Source organism: Acinetobacter brisouii (assembly GCF_008993995.1).
Lineage (GTDB): Bacteria > Pseudomonadota > Gammaproteobacteria > Pseudomonadales > Moraxellaceae > Acinetobacter > Acinetobacter brisouii_A.
On record NZ_BKNN01000001.1, the window covers coordinates 121,029 to 140,216 of the forward strand.

Below are 19,188 nucleotides of genomic sequence, written 5' to 3' on the forward strand. Positions count from 1 at the left end.
ACGCGAGATAAACAATGTCATCTATAGTATAAAGCAAGCGGCTCTATGGTGCGAATTTTCAATTTTTATAAATTGAGTAAAGCAATTGGAGAATGCTCAGCAACAGCATTGGGGGTTGATGTGTCGAGGACTTGACCAAGTGTGTAAGCATTTAAACTGGCATAGAATTGATCAACAGCATGATCAAGAATACCTTTTAGACCACATTGCGGACGCAATATACAGGGAGGATTATTGCATTCCACAATATTGACTTCGCCTTGGAGGATTTTGACTAAATCTCCGAGTCGAGCACTCAAAGCTTCAGGATTGAGACGAATACCGCCACCTTTACCACGAGTGGTAATAATCCACTGCTGTTTAGCCATGAAGTGAACAATTTTAACTAAATGGTTGGCAGGTACTTGTAAGCACTCTGCAAGCTCAGCGATGGTATAGGGGGCTTGGCGAGTTTGGGCGACTGTAATTAAGATGCGTAATGCATAATCGGTAAACTTATTAAGCTGCATAAGTAAGACATAATCATATATATGTACAGATATTAATACTAAAGCCTGTAAAAATGAAACTTTTGTCAATATCTGTACATGAGGGGGATTTGATTAGTCGGCAAGTGGTGCTGAAACTTGGACTTGATCGCCTACGTTATAGTTTGCAAGCAAGATGTTGGCAACATCATATTCACTATGATTTTCTTCTGGGCGAACTTCAATGTGATATTCAGTATTGTCTTGCTGTGCTGAGAATTTAAACTGCTGTGGCTGTTCAATTTCATGATTTGGCACTTTGATTTTTACAGAAATATAAGCGCCAACTTGTCCTTCGCTAATCGCATGACCATCAACAGGTTTAAGCGTAAAACGTTTACCCGATTCTAGTGCTTCAATCGCTGTAATTTCAAAACCACGCCAACCCGCCCAACCGCCATTTTGTGCCGCAAGCTGTTCATATTTTTGTTTTTCAGCATGAATTAAGATATCTGCCAATTGTAGATAAGCCTGTTTCCATGCCTCAATCAATTCTGATTCAAAAGGTACATTAAGCACTTCACTAATTGAATGAAGTAAGTTTTCGCCAACAATCGAGTAATGATCTGCCTGAATGTTAAGACTGACATGCTTGTTGGCAATATGATTGACTGCTTTGGCTAAAACACTTGGGTTTTCAATATGTTCAGCATAAGCTAAAACCGCAGCAGCCAAAGCGCGTGGCTGGCGACCTGTACTTTGGTGATCAAGATTGAAAACATTTTTAAGTTCAGGGTGATTGTTGAGCATGCGCTTATAGAAATACGAAGTCAGCGCAACCCCATTTTCACGAAGGACAGGAACTGTAGATTTAACAAGAGCGATATGTTCTGGAGTCATGGCTGAACCTTTTTGTAATGGCTGTGACTATTTAAGATGTATTTAAAATAAATTTTATAAGAAAGAAAAACAAGAGGGTTGACCCATAAAACACATATTTTTTTTATGGAAATTTTTTGTTCGGAATATTTTTAATAAAAAATAATGACAAGTGTATGAATGAATAAGAGTCTGCTTAGCAATATAGAAAAGCTAAGCAGAAATGACAATGTTATAGAACTTGAAGGGCCTGTTTGATGTCAGTCATCAAATCTTCACTCGATTCTAGACCAATACAAAAGCGAACTAGGAAGCCGTTTGCAAGATGCGGGTGTTCTAGATTGCGCATCTCTTTTAAATCGTAAAGCATAACAAGGCTCACAGGACCGCCCCAACTAAAGCCGAGTTTGAAGAGTTGTAAGGCATCGCAAAAGCGACGGATATCTTCAAGCGTGTAGTGTTCTTGGAAAATGACACTGACCAAACCTGCACTTTGTTGGTCTTGGCAAACTTCAAGCCAGAATTTATGTCCAGCTGAAAGAGAATCACTTGGATGTAGAACTTGTTGAATTTTATTTTGTTGTTTGAGCCACTGCAAAATTGCTTGAGCAGTCATGGATTGTTGTTGATAGCGTAATTGCATATGTGCAAGGCTGCGCTGAATTTGGGCACAATCATCTCCTGAAACAGAAATGCCTTGAGTGGCATGAAGATGGAGTAGCTTTAAGTGGAGTGTATGATCTTGCGTCACGACACTGCCCATTAAAATGTCACCACCACCACTTGGGTATTTGGTGAGCGCATGCACGCTAATATCAACAGATAAATGTTCATCTGAAAAATCGAAAGCATTAAAGGCTAAACCTGCACCCCAAGTATTATCGAGAACAGTAGTAATCTGGTGCTGTTTGGCTTTTTTAACCAGATTGACTAGATCTGGAAATTCTAAAGTGACTGATCCTGCAGCTTCTAGCCAAAGCAGCTTGGCTTGTTTGGAGGGCTGAAAGCTATCATAGTCGAGTGGATTGTATATCCGAACAATGACCCCAAAATTTTGCTCCAAATAGCGTGCGTGTGCCATGCTTGGGCCGTAGATATTATCGGGAACCCAAACTTCATCTCCTGATTTGAGTAAGGCGGAATTGACTAAATTAACGGCAGATAAACCACTAGGGGTTAATAAACAGTATTGACCATGTTCAAGCTGTGCGATTTTATCGGCAAGCGTATAGGTGGTTGGCGTGCCATGTGTGCCATAACTATAGTCATAACGATCACTCCAATGCCGATCAAATAACTTTTGAGTGTTCTCAAAAATAATAGTTGATGCGCGATAAAGGGGAGGTTGAATGGTTTCAATATATTGTGGAGCTAATCTTGGTGCATGAATGAGTTGGGTTTGAGGTGATTTTTTCAAAGGATTGCTCTATGAATCAAAAGATTGATATTAATTTAAGTGATTTGGATCAAAAAATAATAGAAATAAAAAATCAAAAAAAAGGACTCTTTTTTCTAAAAGTTGGCGCTATTTTTGCTAATTAAAGTTTAATCATCGCAATTATGGGACAATGATGCATGAAGACGCATTTAAAAGTTCATTATTTTCAACACATCGCAGGGGAAGGGTTTGGTAGCTGCTATGAATTTTTAAAAGCTCATCAAGCCAAAATTACTGCGACAGAATTTTTTGCCTTGCCGAGCGATACATGCTTAGAAATCGAAGCACTACCTCAAATTGAGGATGTGGATCTCTTAATTATTATGGGAGGGCCAATGAGTGTGAATGATGAGGCGAATTATCCTTGGTTAAAAATAGAAAAGCGCTGGATTCGCCGTTACTTGGCAACGGGCAAACCTGCGATAGGCTTATGCTTGGGTGGTCAGCTGATTGCGAATGCTTTGGGTGCTGCAGTGAGCCGCAATACACACAAAGAGTTGGGGTGGAGTACGGTCTACCGCATTGATAATGTTCCTCAACATTGTTTTGAACTGCCAAAAGAATTTAGTGTTTTGCAGTGGCACAATGAATCTTTTGATATTCCAAAAGGTGCAATCCATCTGGCTGAAAATCCAGTTTGCCGTAATCAAATGTATCAAATCGGCAATAATGTTTTGGGCTTTCAGTTTCATCCGGAAATGACCCCTGATGTATTGCAAAACTTCTTGGATGATGATGACAAAATCGCTGTTTTGGATGGAGAGCAGATTCGTAGTATTGATCACCTAAAAAAAACACCACTCCAATATTTTTTACAAGGCAATGACTTGTTGAATCGTGCGATTGAATTTGTTTTAAAAAGTGCCTAACCCCCATTTTTTGAAAAGTCAGTGTAAAAATAAAAAAGTTGTGATTTAAATAAAAATGAATGGCGATCGCCTAATCAAAGCGGTTTGATTGAAGGCTTTAATTTTTAAAAGCTAATCTTTTGAAAATAGGAACAGACTTGATCATCGGTAAAAATATATGCAAAAGATATTTGCGTAATCATTGAACAATGGTTATAATGAGCGACCTCTCAAAGAGAGTATGGTTATTGAAAAATATAACCTAATCGTAACAGTCGTGGCATCGATCATGACCTTAGTGATTTTCACTGCCCTTGACACTTACCAATAGGTGAGATGCGTCATGGGTGATTCTTTATATATTTTGGCTTGGAGTTAACTGGTATGTCTAACCAGAGAATTCGTATCCGTTTGAAGTCTTTTGATCATCGTTTAATTGATCAATCAGCTCAAGAAATCGTAGAAACTGCAAAACGTACTGGCGCACAAGTGTGTGGTCCAATCCCGATGCCAACTCGCATCGAACGTTTTAACGTTTTAACATCACCACACGTAAATAAAGATGCTCGTGACCAATACGAAATTCGTACTTACAAACGTTTGATCGATATCGTTCAACCTACAGACAAAACTGTTGATGCGTTGATGAAATTGGATCTTGCAGCTGGTGTTGATGTTCAGATCGCATTGGGTTAAGGCTTTCGGTTAATTAACACTCTTAAGTTAATTAGGCCGCTTTTTTAGAGGTTTATGCACATGGCTATTGGTTTAGTCGGTCGCAAGTGCGGTATGACCCGTATCTTTACAGATGCTGGTGTTTCTGTGCCTGTAACAGTGATTGAGGTTGATCCAAACCGCATCACTCAAATCAAAACGCTTGAAACTGATGGTTATCAAGCGATTCAAATCACTACTGGTGAACGTCGCGAATCTCGCGTAACTAACGCTCAGAAAGGTCACTTTGCGAAAGCGGGTGTTGCTGCTGGTCGTCTAGTTCAAGAATTCCGCGCTACAGAAGCTGATCTTGAAGGTCGTGAAGTTGGTGGTGTTCTAACTGTTGATATGTTTACAGTTGGTCAAATCGTTGACGTTACTGGTACATCTAAAGGTAAAGGTTTCCAAGGTGGTGTTAAGCGTTGGAACTTCCGTACACAAGATGCTACACATGGTAACTCGGTTTCTCACCGTGTTTTAGGTTCTACTGGTCAAAACCAGACTCCTGGTCGCGTATTCAAAGGCAAAAAAATGGCTGGCCATTTAGGTGCTGAACGCGTAACTACTCAGGGTCTTGAGATTGTTGCTATTGATGCTGAACGTTCAGTTCTAGTTGTTAAAGGTGCAGTCCCTGGTGCTACTGGTGGTGACGTTACCGTTCGTCCTACGATCAAGGCCTGAGGGGAAATAACGTGAATTTACAAACTGTTTCCGGCTCTGCTGTTGAATTGTCTGAAGTTGCTTTCGGTCGTGACTTTAACGAAGCACTTGTACACCAAGTTGTTACAGCTTACTTAGCTGGCGGTCGTCAAGGTTCGAAAGCTCAGAAATCACGTGCTGACGTATCTGGTGGTGGTAAAAAACCATTCCGTCAAAAAGGTACTGGTCGCGCTCGTGCTGGTTCTATTCGTAGCCCAATCTGGGTTGGCGGTGGTAAAACATTTGCTGCTCGTCCACAAGACTGGTCTCAAAAAGTTAACCGTAAAATGTACCGCGGTGCAATGCAATGTATCTTAGCTGAACTTGTTCGCCAAGATCGTCTTGTATTGGTTGAAGAGATTGCTGTTGCAGCTCCGAAAACTAAAGAATTGCTTGCAAAACTTAACGACTTGAATGCTCCTCGTGCATTGATCGTTACAGAAGCTGTTGAAGAGAATTTATATCTTGCAGCGCGTAACCTTCCACACGTTGATGTGGTTGATGCAACTGCAATCGATCCTGTTAGCTTGATTGCGTTCGATAAAGTTGTTATGTCTGTGGCTGCTGCTAAGAAAATTGAGGTAGAACTCGGATGAACAACGAACGTATCTATCAAGTCCTTCAAGGACCAGTATTCTCAGAAAAAGCTCAAGTTTTAGGTGAAACTGCTGGTGTTCAAGTATTTAAAGTTGCACTTGATGCAAACAAACTTGAAATCAAAAAAGCAGTTGAACAACTATTTGGTGTTGAAGTTGTGAAAGTAAACACAACAATCACTAAAGGTAAGACTAAGCGCTTTGGTAAAACATTAGGACGTCGTTCTGATGTTAAAAAAGCATACGTCACCCTGAAAGCTGGCCAAGATGTCGAAATGGCTGACTTGGGCGATACCGCTGAAAGCGCAGCGGAATAAGGACGAAAATTATGCCGATTCAAAAATGTAAGCCAACGTCTCCAGGACGTCGCTTTGTAGAGAAAGTGGTTCATAGCCATCTTCACAAAGGCGCGCCTCATGCTCCGTTGGTTGAAGCTAAAAAACGTACTGGTGGTCGTAATAACAACGGTCACATTACAACTCGTCACGTAGGTGGTGGTCATAAACAACACTACCGTCTTGTTGACTTTAAACGTAATAAAGATGGCATTCCTGCTACTGTAGAGCGTATTGAATACGATCCTAACCGTACTGCACACATTGCATTAGTTTTGTATGCTGACGGTGAACGTCGTTATATCATTGCGCCTAAAGGCTTACGTGCTGGCGATAAAGTACAATCTGGTAACGATGCTCCAATTCGTCCAGGTAACTGCTTGCCACTTCGTAACATGCCAATCGGTTCTACTCTACACAATGTTGAACTTAAAATCGGTAAAGGTGCTCAATTAGCACGTTCTGCTGGTACTTCTGTTCAGTTGTTAGGTCGTGATGGTTCTTACGCAATTGTTCGTCTACGTTCAGGCGAAATGCGTAAAATTCATGTTGAATGTCGCGCTGTAATTGGTGAAGTTTCTAACCAAGAAAACAACCTTCGCTCATTGGGTAAAGCTGGTGCTGCGCGCTGGCGTGGTGTTCGTCCTACCGTACGTGGTATGGCAATGAACCCAGTTGATCACCCACATGGTGGTGGTGAAGGGCGTAACAAAGGTATTCAACCTGTGAGCCCATGGGGTCAAAAAGCTAAAGGGTACAAGACACGTACCAACAAGCGTACGACTAAGATGATTATTCGCGATCGTCGCGTCAAGTAAAGGAATCTGATTAATGCCTCGTTCATTGAAAAAAGGTCCATTCGTCGATGCGCACTTGTTCGCTAAAGTTGAAGCTGCTATTGCTGCTAACAACCGTAAGCCGATCAAGACATGGTCACGTCGTTCGATGATCCTCCCGGATTTTGTTGGTCTAACAATCTCTGTACACAATGGCCGTAACCACGTTCCAGTAATTGTTACTGAACACATGGTTGGTCACAAACTCGGTGAATTCGCGCCAACTCGTACCTATCGTGGTCACGGTGTTGACAAGAAGTCTAAACGTTAATAGGTGCTATGATGGAAGTAACTGCTAAATTACGCGGTGCCGCTATCTCGGCACAGAAAGCTCGTTTGGTTGCAGATCTTATCCGTGGCAAGTCAGTTGCTCACGCGCTTAACATCTTAAACTTCAGCAATAAAAAAGCTGCAGTTTTAGTTAAAAAAGCATTGGAATCTGCAATTGCGAATGCTGAACACAATAACAGTTTAGATGTAGACGACCTTAAAGTTTCTACGATTTACGTTGATGAAGGCATTAGCCTTAAACGTATTATGCCACGTGCTAAAGGCCGTGCAGATCGTATTACTAAGCGTACTTGTCACATCACCGTTAAGGTAGGGGTTTGATATGGGTCAGAAGGTTCATCCAATCGGTATCCGCCTAGGTGTTGTGAAACGTCATAACGCTAACTGGTATGCGAATCCGAAACAATACGCTGAATACTTGCTTAAAGATTTACAAGTTCGTGAGTTTTTGACTAAAAAACTTAAGAATGCGATGGTCAGCAATATTCTTATCGAACGTCCAACAGGCGCTGCTAAAGTAACAATTAGCACTGCTCGTCCTGGTATCGTGATCGGTAAAAAAGGCGAAGACATTGAAAAATTACAACGTGAGCTCACCACTATCATGGGTGTGCCTGCGCAAGTAAGCATCAACGAAATTGATCGCCCTGACTTGGACGCTCGTCTAGTTGCTGAAGCTATCGCTTCTCAATTGGAAAAACGTGTCATGTTCCGTCGTGCCATGAAGCGTGCGGTACAAAACACAATGCGTGCTGGTGCTAAAGGTATCAAAGTTGAAGTTTCTGGTCGTTTAGGTGGTGCAGAGATCGCTCGTACAGAATGGTATCGTGAGGGTCGTGTACCTTTACATACACTTCGTGCTGACATCGACTACGCAACTATGCGTGCAGAAACAACTTACGGTACGATTGGTGTTAAAGTTTGGATTTTCCGTGGTGAAATCTTGGGTGGCATGAAACAAGTCATGAACCCAGCTCCAGCCGAAGAACGTCCAGCTAAACGCGGTCGTGGTCGTGGTGAAGGTCAAGAGCGTCGTGGTCGTCGTTCAGACCGTGCTGCAGACAAGGGAGAATAATCCATGTTGCAACCAAAACGTACCAAATTCCGTAAAGTGCAAAAAGGCCGTAACACTGGTCTTGCACATCGTGGTAGTACAGTATCATTTGGTTCGATCGCAATTAAAGCAACTGAACGTGGTCGTATGACTGCTCGTCAGATCGAAGCTGCGCGTCGTACCATTAGCCGTCGTATCAAACGTGGTGGTAAAATCTTCATCCGCGTATTCCCTGACAAACCAATTACCGAAAAACCATTAGAAGTACGTATGGGTAACGGTAAAGGTAACGTGGAATACTGGGTTTGCGAGATCAAACCAGGTAAGATCCTGTACGAAATTGAAGGTGTGAACGAAGAGTTAGCGCGTGAAGCATTCACTTTAGCTGCTGCTAAACTTCCGTTTAAAACCACTATCGTGACTCGGACGGTAATGTAATGAAAACTAAAGATCTACGTGAAAAATCGGTAGAAGAGTTGAAAGCTTTGCTTGATGAGCAACAGCTTAACCAATTCCGTCTTCGTATGGCAAAGGCAACTGGTCAATTGGGTAAATCTCATGAAGTACAAGTTGCGCGCAAAGCGATTGCTCGTATTAAGACACTCCTTACCGAAAAACAGGGGAACGGACAATGAGTGAAAAAACAGTCCGCACGTTAACCGGCAAAGTTGTAAGCGACAAAATGGACAAGTCTATTGTTGTTCTTATTGAACGCCGCGTTCAACACCCGTTGTATGGCAAATCAATCCGCCGTTCAACAAAATTACACGCTCATGATGAGAACAATACTGCTAAAACTGGCGATATCGTAACCATCAAAGAAAGCCGCCCAATTTCTAAAACTAAAGCTTGGACTTTAGTGGAAGTAGTTGAAGCGGCTGCTGAGTAATTAGACGTTCTTGTTGCATCATCGGTTAATTTCGAGTACGCTATGCGTCTTTCGAAATTGCGACCGGTGATGCTCGGTTTTGGAGTAGGGCAATGATTCAAACCGAAAGTATGCTCGACGTAGCAGACAACAGTGGTGCTCGCCGCGTACAATGTATTAAAGTACTTGGTGGTTCACATCGTCGTTATGCTTCTGTTGGCGACATTATTAAAGTTACTGTAAAAGAAGCAATTCCACGTGGCCGTGTTAAAAAAGGTGACGTGATGAATGCGGTAGTTGTACGTACAAAATTCGGCATCCGTCGTCCAGATGGTTCAGTTATTCGTTTCGACGATAACGCAGCTGTTATTTTGAACAACAACAAAGCTCCGATTGCAACTCGTATCTTCGGACCAGTGACTCGTGAACTTCGTACTGAACAGTTCATGAAAATCATTTCATTGGCTCCTGAAGTTCTATAAGAGGCGATCATGGCTAAGATTAAAAAAGGCGATCAAGTAATTGTGATCGCAGGTAAAGAAAAAGGCAAACAGGGTACTGTTCTGTCTATTTCTGAAGACCGTGTTAAGGTTGAAGGCCTTAACTTAGTGAAGAAGCACCAAAAGCCAAACCGTGTAACTGGCGCTGAAGGCGGCATCGTTACTCAGGAAGCTTCGCTTCATATCTCAAACGTGGCAATTTTAAATGCTACAACCCAAAAGGCTGACCGTGTTGGTTACCAAGTGATTGAAGGCGTGAAAACTCGCGTTTACAAATCAAATGGTGAACCAGTGGCGGTAGCGAAGTAATAGGTTGAAACGGCGATGGCCAGACTTAAAACACGTTACAACGAAGAACTTAAAGCTAAGTTACAAGAAGAACTTGGCATTAAGAATGTGATGGAAATTCCTCGCATCACAAAAATCACTCTGAATATGGGTGTAGGCGCAGCAGCTGCTGATAAAAAATTATTAGATGGCGCGCTTTCTGATATGCAAGCAATCGCTGGTCAAAAACCAGTGCTTACACTTGCACGTAAATCTATCGCTGGTTTCAAAATCCGTGATGGTTGGCCGATCGGTTGTAAAGTTACTTTACGCGGCGAACGTATGTACGAATTCTTGGATCGTTTGATCGCGATTGCAATCCCTCGTATCCGTGACTTCCGTGGTTTCTCAGCGAAATCTTTCGACGGTCGTGGTAACTACTCGATGGGCTTGAAAGAACAAATCGTTTTCCCTGAAATCGATTTCGACAAGATTGATCGTATTCGTGGTATGGATATTACTATCACTACTACTGCTCGCACCGATGACGAAGGCCGTGCGCTTATGCGTGCATTCGGCTTCCCGTTCAAATAAGAGGTCGATATGGCTAAGAAAGGTATGATTAATCGCGAATTAAAACGCGAAAAAACTGTTGCTAAATTTGCTGCAAAACGTGCTGAATTAAAAGCTACGATTGCAAATGTAAATGCAAGCGACGAAGAGCGTTTTGAAGCGATGTTAAAATTACAAGCATTGCCACGTAATGCATCTCCTGTACGTCTTCGTAACCGTTGTGGTTTAACTGGTCGTCCTCATGGTTATTTCCGTAAGTTCGGTCTAAGCCGTAACAAACTACGTGATACTGTGATGCAAGGTGATGTACCAGGCGTTGTGAAGGCAAGCTGGTAAGGAGCGACTAAATGAGTATGCAAGATACCGTTGCCGACATGTTAACACGTGTTCGTAACGCACAAATGGCTAAGAAATCAACTGTTTCTATGCCAAGCTCTAAATTGAAGGTTGCTATTGCAAACGTCTTAGAGCAAGAAGGTTATATTTCAAATGTAGAAGTTGCTGACAATGAAGGCAAAGCTACTTTGACTATTACTTTAAAATATTTTGAAGGCAAGCCAGTTATTGAAACTGTGAAACGCGTAAGCCGTCCAGGTCTTCGCCAATATCGCGGTAAAGATAAACTTCCTAGCGTTAAGCAAGGTTTGGGTATTGCAATTGTTTCTACAAGCAAAGGCATCATGACTGATCGCGCTGCACGTGCTGCGGGCGTTGGTGGTGAAGTTATTGCTTTTGTTTCTTAATAGGTGATTCCTCATGTCTCGTGTGGCTAAAGCCCCAGTAACTGTACCTAACGGTGTAACAGTTACTCAGAACGGCCGGCAGGTCGAAGTGAAAGGCAGCAAAGGTACTTTGTCTTTCAACCTGCATGCGCTGGTCGAGCTAAAACAGGAAGAAGGTAAACTTCAAATTGCTCCAGTTAAAGAGTCGAAAGACGCTTGGATGCAAGCTGGTACTGCTCGCGCTGTATTGAACAACCTTGTTAAAGGTGTTAACGAAGGTTTCGAACGTAAGTTACAACTTATTGGTGTCGGTTATAAAGCTGCGATCAAAGGAAACGTGGTTAATTTAAACCTCGGTTTCTCGCATCCAATCGATTACACATTGCCTGAAGGTGTAACTGCAGAAACTCCAACAGCGACTGAAATCGTATTGAAATCAGCTAACAAGCAATTGTTGGGTCAAGTGGCTGCAAATATCCGTTCTTACCGTTCACCAGAGCCATATAAAGGTAAAGGTGTTCGTTACTCGGATGAAGTTGTTCTTCGTAAAGAAGCTAAGAAGAAATAAGGCGCGAGGTTCTTATGAACGAAAAGAAACAAACCCGTTTGCGTCGTGCGAAAAGCACACGCTTGCACATTCGTGCATTGGGTGCGACTCGTTTGTGTGTAAACCGCACTCCGCGTCACATCTATGCTCAAGTTATTTCAGCAGATGGTGGCAAAGTTTTAGCGCAAGCTTCAACTTTAGATGCTACTTTACGTGCTGGTGCAACTGGTAATATTGAAGCAGCGACTAAAGTAGGTGCTTTAATCGCAGAGCGTGCGAAAGCAGCTGGTGTTACCAAAGTTGCATTTGACCGTTCTGGTTTTAAATATCATGGTCGTATCAAAGCCTTGGCTGATGCTGCTCGTGAAAACGGCTTGGAGTTCTAATCATGGCTAAAGTTGAACAAAACGAAGGTCTTGTTGAAAAGCTGGTTGCCGTTGATCGTGTAGCCAAAGTTGTTAAGGGTGGTCGTATCTTCTCTTTCACAGCGTTAACTGTGGTTGGTGATGGTAATGGTCGCGTAGGTTTCGGTCGTGGTAAAGCACGTGAAGTTCCAGCTGCTATTTCTAAAGCGCTTGAAGCTGCTCGTCGTAACATGATCACTGTAGACCTTGCTGGTAATACTTTACAACATCCTGTGAATGCTCGTCATGGCGCAAGCCGTGTATACATGCAACCTGCTTCAGAAGGTACTGGCGTAATTGCTGGTGGTGCTATGCGTGCCGTTCTTGAAGCTGCAGGTGTACATAACGTACTTGCTAAATGTTATGGTTCTACAAATGCTGCTAACGTAGTAAACGCAACTTTCAAAGGTTTGCGTGATATGACTTCTCCTGAGAAAGTCGCTGCGAAACGTGGTAAATCAGTAGAAGAAATTCAAGGGTAATCGATCATGAAAACGATTAAAGTTACCCAGACTAAATCTGCTTCGCATCGCTTGAAAAATCACAAGCTTTGCCTTCAAGGTTTAGGTCTGCGTCGCATCGGTCATACTGTAGAAGTGCAAGACACTCCTTCTAACCGTGGTATGATCAATAAAGTCTACTATATGGTTAGTGTAGAGGAATAAGCCATGACTCTGCGTTTAAATGAGATTGCACCTGCAGAAGGTGCTAAACGCGAACACCGTCGTCTTGGCCGTGGTATCGGTTCAGGTGTTGGTAAGACTGGTGGTCGTGGTGTTAAAGGTCAAAAATCACGTAAAAGCGGTGGCGTACGTCCAGGCTTTGAAGGTGGTCAAACAGCGATTTACCGTCGTTTACCTAAATTTGGTTTCACTAGCCAAATCGCTTTAAAAACTGCTGAAGTACGTTTATCAGAACTTGCTAAAGTAGAAGGCGATATCGTTAGTCTTGAAACTTTAAAAGCTGCAAACGTAGTACGTCGCGATCAACTTCGTGCTCGTGTTGTACTTTCTGGTGAAGTAACTCGTGCGTTCACTGTTAAAGGTGTTGCATTGACTAAAGGCGCACAAGCTGCAATTGAAGCTGCTGGCGGTAAAGTCGAGGAGTAATCACTAGTGTCTATGTCTCCTAGTTCCTCAGGTCATGTCAACATGATGAAAGGCCAACCATTTCATGTGAAATACCGTGAAATTATTCGTCGGATGATTTTTCTCATCTGTGCATTGTTGGTCTTTCGACTAGGATCGCATATTCCGGTACCAGGCATTAATAATGCTGCACTTGAACGACTTTTTAATGCAAACCAAGGGACTATCCTTGGTTTGTTTAACATGTTTTCAGGTGGGGCATTGCAACGAATGTCTATTCTTGCCTTAGGGATCATGCCATACATTTCTGCATCTATTATTGTGCAGTTAATGTCAACAGTAATCCCTTCGCTCGAAGCTTTGAAAAAAGAAGGTGAGCAAGGTAAGCGCAAAATTAACCAGTATACGCGTCAAGGCACATTACTACTTGCTGTTGTTCAGGCAACGGGAATGTGTGCAGGCTTAATTAGTCAAGGAATCACTTTGACAAATGGCTTGGCATTTTATGTACCTGCTGTAACTTCTTTAGTTGCGGGTACGATGTTCTTGATGTGGCTTGGAGAGCAAATTACCGAACGTGGTATTGGTAATGGAATCTCAATGATTATTTTTGCAGGAATTGTTGCAAACCTTCCAAATATGGTTTTGCAGTTTTTCTCAGCAGATAGTCAAGTAAGTCTAATCGGTTTGGTTGTTTTTGCTTTGATTGCACTTGCTGTATTGGTGGCAATCGTATTTATTGAAAAAGCGCAACGTCGTATTTCAGTAAACTATGCGCAAAAGCAGCAAGGTCGTCGTATTTTTACGGCTCAGCAAACTCATTTGCCATTAAAAATTAATATGGCAGGGGTGATTCCTGCAATTTTTGCAAGCTCATTGTTGTTGTTCCCAGCAAGTTTGGGGCAATGGGTAGGAAGTGCTGATCCAAATGCTGGTGTAGTGAAGCGTACACTGCAAGATTTGGCACTTGTTTTGTCGCCTGGACATACTTTGTATTTGGTGCTCTTTGGTGCGTTAATTATCTTTTTCTGTTATTTTTATACGGCGCTTGTATTTAGTCCAAAAGAAGTAGCAGAGAACTTAAAACGCAGCGGAGCTTATGTGCCTGGTATTCGCCCAGGTGAGCAAACTGCTCGTTATTTAGATCATATTCTCAATCGTTTGACCTTTATTGGGGCAATATATATTACAGTAATTTGTTTAATGCCAATGATTTTGCAAAGTGCTTTTAGCATGTCAGTGAATATTGGTGGAACATCATTGCTGATTGTTGTTGTTGTTGTGATGGATTTTATGGCGCAGTTACAAGCCCATTTGACTTCACACCAATATGATAATCAAACGCTTATGAGAAAAACGACTGCTCATCCGAAGGGATAAGCGCACTTAGAGGTTTCATCATGAAAGTACAGGCTTCTGTAAAGAAAATTTGTGGTAGCTGTAAAGTTATCCGTCGTAATGGGGTAATCCGCGTGATTTGTAGCGCTGAACCTCGTCATAAGCAGCGTCAAGGTTAATTTTATAATCAAGACCTGTTGATTTCAGTAGGCGAATTGGGTTACTATCCGCCCCTCAAGAATTTGATGGGGCGGTTGATTATCTCGACCTGCCTTTTTGGAGAAAGTGAATGGCTCGTATTGCCGGTGTAAACATTCCGGATAACAAGCATGCTGTTATCTCCCTCACTTACATTTTTGGTGTTGGTCGCCACACTGCTAAGAATATCTTAGCTGCTGTTGGTATTGCTCCAACAACTAAAGTACGTGAATTGGATGATGCTCAGCTTGATGCGATTCGTGCAGAAGTTGCTAAGGTTCCTACCGAAGGTGACTTGCGCCGCGAAATTTCCATGAACATTAAACGTTTAATGGATTTAGGCTGCTACCGTGGTCTTCGTCATCGTCGTAGCTTGCCTGTCCGCGGTCAACGCACCAAAACTAACGCACGTACCCGTAAAGGTCCGCGCAAACCGATTAAAAAGTAAGATTTCTGGAAGCTAAAAGATGGCTAAAGATACTCGCACACGCAAGAAGGTCACTCGTACCGTCTCTGAAGGTGTTGCACACATTCACGCGTCTTTTAATAACACCATTGTAACGATTACCGATCGTCAAGGTAATGCATTGGCTTGGGCTACCTCAGGTGGACAAGGCTTCCGTGGTTCACGTAAATCAACTCCGTTTGCTGCTCAGGTAGCTGCTGAAGTTGCTGGTAAAGCAGCTTTGGATTACGGTTTGAAAAATCTGGACGTCCTTGTAAAAGGTCCTGGTCCTGGTCGTGAGTCTGCGGTTCGTGCATTAGGCGCAGTGGGTTATAAGATTAACAGCATTACCGATGTGACACCAATCCCTCACAACGGTTGCCGTCCACCTAAAAAACGTCGCGTGTAAGGAGAAACATTCATGGCTCGTTATATTGGTCCAAAATGCAAACTCTCTCGCCGCGAAGGGACAGACCTGCAACTTAAATCTGGCGTTAAACCATTTGACGTCAAAACTAAAAAGCATGCAAAAGCGCCTGGTCAACATGGCCAAGCTCGCGGAAAGCAATCTGAGTACTCACTACAATTACGTGAAAAACAAAAAGTACGTCGTATGTACGGTGTGTTAGAGCGTCAATTTAGTAATTACTATAAAGAAGCAGCTCGTGTTAAAGGTGCAACAGGTGAGAACTTGTTGAAATTGCTTGAAAGCCGCCTTGATAACGTAGTTTATCGCATGGGTTTTGGTTCTACACGTGCAGAAGCTCGTCAGTTAGTATCTCACCGTTCTATCACTTTGAATGGCCGTCGTGTAAACATCGCGTCTATCCAAGTTAAAGCTGGTGATGTTATTGCTGTTCATGAAGGTGCTAAACAACAATTGCGTATCAAAAATGCAATTGAATTAGCTACTCAACGTGGCATTCCTTCTTGGATTGAGATTGATCATTCTAAGTTTGAAGGTACGTTCAAAGCTGCACCAGATCGTTCAGATCTACCTGCTGAAATCAACGAAAGCTTGATTGTAGAATTGTATTCTAAATAATCCTTGAGGTAGCAATAAATGACGCGTACTGCAAACGAGTTTCTAACTCCGCAAGCGATCAAGGTCGAAGCGGCAAGCGGGACCTCGGCAAAAGTGATTCTGGAACCTTTAGAGCGTGGCTTTGGTCACACTTTGGGTAATGCTTTACGTCGCATTCTATTGTCTTCTTTACCTGGCGCTGCTGTGGTTGAAGTAGAGATAGAAGGTGTCGAGCACGAGTACAGTACTTTAGAAGGCTTGCAGCAGGACATCGTCGAGCTCTTGCTGAACCTTAAAGGATTGTCTATTAAGCTGTTCGATCAAAACGAAGCTTACCTAACATTAGAAAAACAAGGTCCAGGAGACGTAACAGCTGCTGACCTTCGTTTACCTCATAATGTTGAATTGGTGAATCCTGAGCATTTGATCGGCACATTAAGTGCTACAGGCGCATTGAAAATGCGTTTGAAAGTGTCTCAAGGTCGTGGTTATGAAACATCTGACTCACGTTTCCCTGAAGGTGAAACACGTCCAGTAGGTCGTTTGCAGTTAGATGCTTCTTATAGCCCAATTAAGCGCGTGTCTTACACCGTAGAAAATGCGCGTGTAGAACAACGTACTGACCTTGATAAGCTGGTCATTGATCTTGAAACCAACGGTACAGTTGATCCTGAAGAAGCAATCCGCAAAGCGGCAACAATCTTGCAACAACAAATTGCAATTTTTGTTGATCTTCAGAAAGATCAAGCTCCTGTTGCTCAAGAACCTCGCGAAGAAGTTGATCCAATTTTGCTTCGTCCAGTAGATGATCTCGAGCTTACTGTTCGTTCTGCTAACTGTTTGAAGGCAGAAAATATTTACTACATTGGTGATCTTGTTCAACGTACTGAGGTTGAGTTATTAAAAACTCCTAACCTAGGTAAGAAATCGTTGACTGAGATTAAAGATGTTTTAGCTTCGAAAGGCTTGCAACTCGGCATGCGTTTAGAAAACTGGCCACCAGCTAGTTTACGCATGGACGATCGTTTCGCCTATCGTAGCCGTTAATTAAGTAGGACTATCACCATGCGTCATCGTAATAGTGGTGTGAAATTAGGCCGTACAAGCAGCCATCGTAAGGCGTTGTTCCAAAACTTAACAAATGCTTTAGTAGAGCATGAGTTAATTAAAACAACTTTGCCTAAAGCGAAAGAACTTCGCCGTGTTGCTGAGCCTTTAATCACTTTAGCTAAAAACGATACAGTAGCAAACCGCCGTTTAGCGTTTGCTCGTACTCGTAATGCAGCAACTGTTGGTAAATTATTTACCGTTCTTGGCCCTCGTTACAAAGAACGTAACGGCGGTTATCTACGTGTTCTTAAAGCGGGCTTCCGTGCAGGTGATGCTGCGCCGATGGCTTACGTTGAGCTAGTAGATCGCGAAGTTAAATAATTTCGCAAAAGAACTTAGTTGTTCGAAAAAGGTCGGTTTATACCGACCTTTTTTTATGGGGAAATCAGTTAGAATAATTCAAAACACAAGATGATATTACCAATGGAACATCATGTCGATGTATTGATTATTGGAGCAGGAATTTCAGGAATTGGCGCAGCTGTACATTTGCAGCAGTCATGCCCTACGCTCAGTTTTAAAATTTTAGAACGCCGCTCAAATATTGGGGGAACTTGGGATTTATTTCGCTACCCAGGAATCCGATCTGATTCAGATATGTCAACGTTGAGTTATCAATTTTATCCGTGGTTAAAAAGTCAGACTTTAGCAGATGGTCAATCTATTCAGGATTATTTAGAAGAAGTCGTAGATCACTATAATTTGTCTACTTTGATCGAATTTGAAAAACAGGTCAAAGCAGCCAATTACGATACTCAGAGCAAATATTGGCGATTGCATGTAGAAAATAACAAGCAGCAAGTTGAAATTTGGCAAGCACGTTTTATGATTAGCTGTACGGGTTATTATAATTATGATCAGGGCTATTTACCGAATTTTCCTCAGCAAGACAATTTTCAGGGTCAATTGATTCATCCTCAGCACTGGCCAGCTGACCTGAATTATCAAAATAAAAAAGTGGTTGTCATCGGTAGTGGAGCAACGGCAGTCACGCTTGTCCCTGCGTTAGCCAAATCAGGTGCTCGACATGTCACCTTATTACAACGTTCTCCGAGTTATGTCGCTAAAATATCAGCTCAAGATTCAACCTATCAATTGCTACATCAGCATCTTTCAGCAACATGGGCCTATCGTTTTGTTCGTGGTCGAAATATTTTGTTGCAGCGTATCATTTTTCAGATGGCTGAAAGCATGCCAAAGCTTACGAAGCGTTTGCTACTGCAATCTGTTGAGCAGGAATTGCAAGGCAAAGTCGATATGCGACATTTCACTCCAAATTATTCTCCTTGGGATCAACGTTTATGTGCCGTTCCAGAAGGGGATTTATTTCAGGTGTTACGTGAGGGTGAGGCAAGCATTGTCACGGATCATATTGATCATTTTACCCCATCAGGGATTCAGTTAAGGTCAGGAGAGCATTTAGATGCTGATTTGATCATTTCTGCCACAGGCTTACAGATCCAGTTGTTGGGTGGTTTACAACTGACAATTGATCATCAACCTGTGAATTTGGGTGAAAAAATGCTGTATCAGGGGGTATTGCTGAGTGATGTTCCTAATTTTGCTTTGATGATGGGTTATAGCAATGCATCGTGGACGTTAAAAGTGGATATCGCTGCGCAGTATGTATGCCGATTACTTAAATATATGCACACACATCATCATAAAGAAGTGGTTGCACACACCGATGTTCAACAGCGTACTCAGCAAGGCATTATGGGTAAATTGTCTTCGGGTTATTTGCAGCGGGCTACCGATATTATGCCAAAGCAAGGAAAACGTTTGCCTTGGCGGATTTCTCATAACTATTTACTGGATAAATTTATCTTAAAGTACGTAAGTTTTCGCGATAAAAATTTAAGCTTTCGTGACTAAATAAAATCCTGAATTGAGCTATTTCGTTTTTTTAAATTCTTGTTACACTACTTGCCATAACAATGGGACTGG

Annotated in this window: 32 protein-coding genes and 1 pseudogene; 30 read left to right on the forward strand and 3 right to left on the reverse strand. The window is 42.3% G+C overall.

What is annotated here, in order from left to right; all coding sequences use genetic code 11:
* Window positions 1-65: 65 nt before the first annotated feature.
* The 3 genes from GBN19_RS00610 to GBN19_RS00620 form a co-directional block, all read right to left on the reverse strand.
* Window positions 66-509 carry an RrF2 family transcriptional regulator gene (locus GBN19_RS00610; protein ID WP_151776802.1) on the reverse strand — a complete coding sequence of 148 codons (444 nt, stop codon included), beginning with the start codon at window positions 507-509 and terminating at the stop codon, window positions 66-68.
* A 93-nt stretch (window positions 510-602) separates the two neighbouring features.
* Window positions 603-1,367, reverse strand: a complete 765-nt coding sequence (locus tag GBN19_RS00615; protein WP_151776803.1) for a globin domain-containing protein — start codon at window positions 1,365-1,367, stop codon at window positions 603-605.
* A 211-nt stretch (window positions 1,368-1,578) separates the two neighbouring features.
* Window positions 1,579-2,763 (reverse strand): PLP-dependent transferase, encoded by a 1,185-nt coding sequence (locus GBN19_RS00620; protein WP_151776804.1) that lies wholly within the window; start codon window positions 2,761-2,763, stop codon window positions 1,579-1,581.
* Between the two features lie 158 nt (window positions 2,764-2,921).
* On the opposite strand from GBN19_RS00620, the gene GBN19_RS00625 reads away from it, so the two are divergent.
* From GBN19_RS00625 to GBN19_RS00770, 30 genes and pseudogenes are all read left to right on the forward strand, one after another.
* On the forward strand, window positions 2,922-3,653 hold the full coding sequence (locus GBN19_RS00625) for a type 1 glutamine amidotransferase (protein ID WP_151708670.1): 732 nt from the start codon (window positions 2,922-2,924) through the stop codon (window positions 3,651-3,653).
* A 363-nt stretch (window positions 3,654-4,016) separates the two neighbouring features.
* A complete protein-coding gene (gene rpsJ, locus GBN19_RS00630; RefSeq protein ID WP_000070912.1) occupies window positions 4,017-4,328 on the forward strand; it encodes a 30S ribosomal protein S10 in 312 nt (103 codons plus the stop codon).
* A gap of 60 nt (window positions 4,329-4,388) precedes the next feature.
* Window positions 4,389-5,027 carry a 50S ribosomal protein L3 gene (gene rplC / locus GBN19_RS00635; RefSeq protein WP_100241842.1) on the forward strand — a complete coding sequence of 213 codons (639 nt, stop codon included), beginning with the start codon at window positions 4,389-4,391 and terminating at the stop codon, window positions 5,025-5,027.
* 11 nt (window positions 5,028-5,038) lie between these two features.
* Entirely contained in the window at window positions 5,039-5,641 is a 603-nt protein-coding gene (rplD, locus tag GBN19_RS00640) for a 50S ribosomal protein L4 (protein WP_151708671.1), read from the forward strand.
* Entirely contained in the window at window positions 5,638-5,958 is a 321-nt protein-coding gene (gene rplW, locus GBN19_RS00645) for a 50S ribosomal protein L23 (protein ID WP_111895254.1), read from the forward strand. Before rplD ends, rplW begins: the two co-directional genes overlap by 4 nt.
* A gap of 11 nt (window positions 5,959-5,969) precedes the next feature.
* Window positions 5,970-6,794, forward strand: coding sequence for a 50S ribosomal protein L2 (gene rplB / locus GBN19_RS00650; RefSeq protein WP_111895255.1), 825 nt, complete (start codon window positions 5,970-5,972; stop codon window positions 6,792-6,794).
* A gap of 13 nt (window positions 6,795-6,807) precedes the next feature.
* On the forward strand, window positions 6,808-7,083 hold the full coding sequence (rpsS, locus tag GBN19_RS00655) for a 30S ribosomal protein S19 (protein WP_004641066.1): 276 nt from the start codon (window positions 6,808-6,810) through the stop codon (window positions 7,081-7,083).
* 11 nt (window positions 7,084-7,094) lie between these two features.
* Complete coding sequence (gene rplV / locus GBN19_RS00660; RefSeq protein ID WP_004754247.1) at window positions 7,095-7,424, forward strand: 50S ribosomal protein L22; 330 nt, start codon at window positions 7,095-7,097, stop codon at window positions 7,422-7,424.
* Between the two features lies 1 nt (window position 7,425).
* Window positions 7,426-8,239, forward strand: a pseudogene (gene rpsC / locus GBN19_RS00665) (30S ribosomal protein S3); the annotation flags it as partial.
* The gene (gene rplP / locus GBN19_RS00670) at window positions 8,182-8,595 is read left to right on the forward strand and encodes a 50S ribosomal protein L16 (protein WP_151708673.1); all 414 of its coding nucleotides are present in this window, start codon (window positions 8,182-8,184) and stop codon (window positions 8,593-8,595) included. The pseudogene rpsC and the gene rplP, both read left to right, overlap by 58 nt.
* Window positions 8,595-8,792, forward strand: a complete 198-nt coding sequence (rpmC, locus tag GBN19_RS00675; protein WP_004754241.1) for a 50S ribosomal protein L29 — start codon at window positions 8,595-8,597, stop codon at window positions 8,790-8,792. The genes rplP and rpmC overlap by 1 nt, the downstream gene beginning before the upstream one ends.
* A complete protein-coding gene (rpsQ, locus tag GBN19_RS00680; RefSeq protein ID WP_111895258.1) occupies window positions 8,789-9,046 on the forward strand; it encodes a 30S ribosomal protein S17 in 258 nt (85 codons plus the stop codon). The genes rpmC and rpsQ overlap by 4 nt, the downstream gene beginning before the upstream one ends.
* 92 nt (window positions 9,047-9,138) lie before the next feature.
* Complete coding sequence (gene rplN / locus GBN19_RS00685; protein ID WP_004725701.1) at window positions 9,139-9,507, forward strand: 50S ribosomal protein L14; 369 nt, start codon at window positions 9,139-9,141, stop codon at window positions 9,505-9,507.
* 9 nt (window positions 9,508-9,516) lie between these two features.
* Window positions 9,517-9,834: a 50S ribosomal protein L24 gene (gene rplX / locus GBN19_RS00690; protein ID WP_111895259.1), complete on the forward strand. Its 318-nt coding sequence runs from the start codon at window positions 9,517-9,519 to the stop codon at window positions 9,832-9,834.
* Between the two features lie 15 nt (window positions 9,835-9,849).
* Entirely contained in the window at window positions 9,850-10,386 is a 537-nt protein-coding gene (gene rplE / locus GBN19_RS00695) for a 50S ribosomal protein L5 (protein WP_151708674.1), read from the forward strand.
* Window positions 10,387-10,395: 9 nt separating this feature from the next.
* Complete coding sequence (gene rpsN, locus GBN19_RS00700) at window positions 10,396-10,701, forward strand: 30S ribosomal protein S14 (protein WP_151708675.1); 306 nt, start codon at window positions 10,396-10,398, stop codon at window positions 10,699-10,701.
* 11 nt (window positions 10,702-10,712) lie between these two features.
* Window positions 10,713-11,108 (forward strand): 30S ribosomal protein S8, encoded by a 396-nt coding sequence (gene rpsH, locus GBN19_RS00705; RefSeq protein ID WP_111895261.1) that lies wholly within the window; start codon window positions 10,713-10,715, stop codon window positions 11,106-11,108.
* 13 nt (window positions 11,109-11,121) lie between these two features.
* Window positions 11,122-11,655, forward strand: coding sequence for a 50S ribosomal protein L6 (gene rplF / locus GBN19_RS00710; RefSeq protein ID WP_111895262.1), 534 nt, complete (start codon window positions 11,122-11,124; stop codon window positions 11,653-11,655).
* A gap of 14 nt (window positions 11,656-11,669) precedes the next feature.
* Window positions 11,670-12,020 carry a 50S ribosomal protein L18 gene (rplR, locus tag GBN19_RS00715; protein ID WP_151708676.1) on the forward strand — a complete coding sequence of 117 codons (351 nt, stop codon included), beginning with the start codon at window positions 11,670-11,672 and terminating at the stop codon, window positions 12,018-12,020.
* Window positions 12,021-12,022: 2 nt separating this feature from the next.
* Entirely contained in the window at window positions 12,023-12,520 is a 498-nt protein-coding gene (rpsE, locus tag GBN19_RS00720; RefSeq protein WP_151708677.1) for a 30S ribosomal protein S5, read from the forward strand.
* Between the two features lie 6 nt (window positions 12,521-12,526).
* The gene (gene rpmD / locus GBN19_RS00725; protein WP_004985357.1) at window positions 12,527-12,703 is read left to right on the forward strand and encodes a 50S ribosomal protein L30; all 177 of its coding nucleotides are present in this window, start codon (window positions 12,527-12,529) and stop codon (window positions 12,701-12,703) included.
* 3 nt (window positions 12,704-12,706) lie between these two features.
* Window positions 12,707-13,147: a 50S ribosomal protein L15 gene (gene rplO / locus GBN19_RS00730; RefSeq protein WP_151708678.1), complete on the forward strand. Its 441-nt coding sequence runs from the start codon at window positions 12,707-12,709 to the stop codon at window positions 13,145-13,147.
* 45 nt (window positions 13,148-13,192) lie between these two features.
* A complete protein-coding gene (secY, locus tag GBN19_RS00735; protein ID WP_171492547.1) occupies window positions 13,193-14,506 on the forward strand; it encodes a preprotein translocase subunit SecY in 1,314 nt (437 codons plus the stop codon).
* 20 nt (window positions 14,507-14,526) lie between these two features.
* A complete protein-coding gene (gene rpmJ, locus GBN19_RS00740) occupies window positions 14,527-14,643 on the forward strand; it encodes a 50S ribosomal protein L36 (protein WP_000867907.1) in 117 nt (38 codons plus the stop codon).
* A gap of 110 nt (window positions 14,644-14,753) precedes the next feature.
* Window positions 14,754-15,110 (forward strand): 30S ribosomal protein S13, encoded by a 357-nt coding sequence (gene rpsM, locus GBN19_RS00745; RefSeq protein WP_045792481.1) that lies wholly within the window; start codon window positions 14,754-14,756, stop codon window positions 15,108-15,110.
* A 19-nt stretch (window positions 15,111-15,129) separates the two neighbouring features.
* Window positions 15,130-15,516: a 30S ribosomal protein S11 gene (rpsK, locus tag GBN19_RS00750; RefSeq protein WP_001040166.1), complete on the forward strand. Its 387-nt coding sequence runs from the start codon at window positions 15,130-15,132 to the stop codon at window positions 15,514-15,516.
* A 12-nt stretch (window positions 15,517-15,528) separates the two neighbouring features.
* Window positions 15,529-16,152, forward strand: a complete 624-nt coding sequence (gene rpsD, locus GBN19_RS00755) for a 30S ribosomal protein S4 (protein WP_111895265.1) — start codon at window positions 15,529-15,531, stop codon at window positions 16,150-16,152.
* 18 nt (window positions 16,153-16,170) lie between these two features.
* The gene (locus GBN19_RS00760; protein WP_004754213.1) at window positions 16,171-17,178 is read left to right on the forward strand and encodes a DNA-directed RNA polymerase subunit alpha; all 1,008 of its coding nucleotides are present in this window, start codon (window positions 16,171-16,173) and stop codon (window positions 17,176-17,178) included.
* An 18-nt stretch (window positions 17,179-17,196) separates the two neighbouring features.
* Entirely contained in the window at window positions 17,197-17,562 is a 366-nt protein-coding gene (rplQ, locus tag GBN19_RS00765; RefSeq protein ID WP_004754212.1) for a 50S ribosomal protein L17, read from the forward strand.
* Between the two features lie 102 nt (window positions 17,563-17,664).
* Complete coding sequence (locus GBN19_RS00770) at window positions 17,665-19,116, forward strand: flavin-containing monooxygenase (protein WP_151776805.1); 1,452 nt, start codon at window positions 17,665-17,667, stop codon at window positions 19,114-19,116.
* Window positions 19,117-19,188: the final 72 nt, after the last annotated feature.

Coding starts and splice junctions, on each gene's coding strand:
- GBN19_RS00610 (WP_151776802.1), bottom strand. CDS start 509: ATGCAGCTTAATAAGTTTACCGATTATGCATTACGCATCTTAATTACA.
- GBN19_RS00615 (WP_151776803.1), bottom strand. CDS start 1,367: ATGACTCCAGAACATATCGCTCTTGTTAAATCTACAGTTCCTGTCCTT.
- GBN19_RS00625 (WP_151708670.1), top strand. CDS start 2,922: ATGAAGACGCATTTAAAAGTTCATTATTTTCAACACATCGCAGGGGAA.
- rpsJ (WP_000070912.1), top strand. CDS start 4,017: ATGTCTAACCAGAGAATTCGTATCCGTTTGAAGTCTTTTGATCATCGT.
- rplC (WP_100241842.1), top strand. CDS start 4,389: ATGGCTATTGGTTTAGTCGGTCGCAAGTGCGGTATGACCCGTATCTTT.
- rplW (WP_111895254.1), top strand. CDS start 5,638: ATGAACAACGAACGTATCTATCAAGTCCTTCAAGGACCAGTATTCTCA.
- rplB (WP_111895255.1), top strand. CDS start 5,970: ATGCCGATTCAAAAATGTAAGCCAACGTCTCCAGGACGTCGCTTTGTA.
- rpsS (WP_004641066.1), top strand. CDS start 6,808: ATGCCTCGTTCATTGAAAAAAGGTCCATTCGTCGATGCGCACTTGTTC.
- rplV (WP_004754247.1), top strand. CDS start 7,095: ATGGAAGTAACTGCTAAATTACGCGGTGCCGCTATCTCGGCACAGAAA.
- rplP (WP_151708673.1), top strand. CDS start 8,182: ATGTTGCAACCAAAACGTACCAAATTCCGTAAAGTGCAAAAAGGCCGT.
- rpmC (WP_004754241.1), top strand. CDS start 8,595: ATGAAAACTAAAGATCTACGTGAAAAATCGGTAGAAGAGTTGAAAGCT.
- rpsQ (WP_111895258.1), top strand. CDS start 8,789: ATGAGTGAAAAAACAGTCCGCACGTTAACCGGCAAAGTTGTAAGCGAC.
- rplN (WP_004725701.1), top strand. CDS start 9,139: ATGATTCAAACCGAAAGTATGCTCGACGTAGCAGACAACAGTGGTGCT.
- rplX (WP_111895259.1), top strand. CDS start 9,517: ATGGCTAAGATTAAAAAAGGCGATCAAGTAATTGTGATCGCAGGTAAA.
- rplE (WP_151708674.1), top strand. CDS start 9,850: ATGGCCAGACTTAAAACACGTTACAACGAAGAACTTAAAGCTAAGTTA.
- rpsN (WP_151708675.1), top strand. CDS start 10,396: ATGGCTAAGAAAGGTATGATTAATCGCGAATTAAAACGCGAAAAAACT.
- rpsH (WP_111895261.1), top strand. CDS start 10,713: ATGAGTATGCAAGATACCGTTGCCGACATGTTAACACGTGTTCGTAAC.
- rplF (WP_111895262.1), top strand. CDS start 11,122: ATGTCTCGTGTGGCTAAAGCCCCAGTAACTGTACCTAACGGTGTAACA.
- rplR (WP_151708676.1), top strand. CDS start 11,670: ATGAACGAAAAGAAACAAACCCGTTTGCGTCGTGCGAAAAGCACACGC.
- rpsE (WP_151708677.1), top strand. CDS start 12,023: ATGGCTAAAGTTGAACAAAACGAAGGTCTTGTTGAAAAGCTGGTTGCC.
- rpmD (WP_004985357.1), top strand. CDS start 12,527: ATGAAAACGATTAAAGTTACCCAGACTAAATCTGCTTCGCATCGCTTG.
- rplO (WP_151708678.1), top strand. CDS start 12,707: ATGACTCTGCGTTTAAATGAGATTGCACCTGCAGAAGGTGCTAAACGC.
- secY (WP_171492547.1), top strand. CDS start 13,193: ATGAAAGGCCAACCATTTCATGTGAAATACCGTGAAATTATTCGTCGG.
- rpmJ (WP_000867907.1), top strand. CDS start 14,527: ATGAAAGTACAGGCTTCTGTAAAGAAAATTTGTGGTAGCTGTAAAGTT.
- rpsM (WP_045792481.1), top strand. CDS start 14,754: ATGGCTCGTATTGCCGGTGTAAACATTCCGGATAACAAGCATGCTGTT.
- rpsK (WP_001040166.1), top strand. CDS start 15,130: ATGGCTAAAGATACTCGCACACGCAAGAAGGTCACTCGTACCGTCTCT.
- rpsD (WP_111895265.1), top strand. CDS start 15,529: ATGGCTCGTTATATTGGTCCAAAATGCAAACTCTCTCGCCGCGAAGGG.
- GBN19_RS00760 (WP_004754213.1), top strand. CDS start 16,171: ATGACGCGTACTGCAAACGAGTTTCTAACTCCGCAAGCGATCAAGGTC.
- rplQ (WP_004754212.1), top strand. CDS start 17,197: ATGCGTCATCGTAATAGTGGTGTGAAATTAGGCCGTACAAGCAGCCAT.
- GBN19_RS00770 (WP_151776805.1), top strand. CDS start 17,665: ATGGAACATCATGTCGATGTATTGATTATTGGAGCAGGAATTTCAGGA.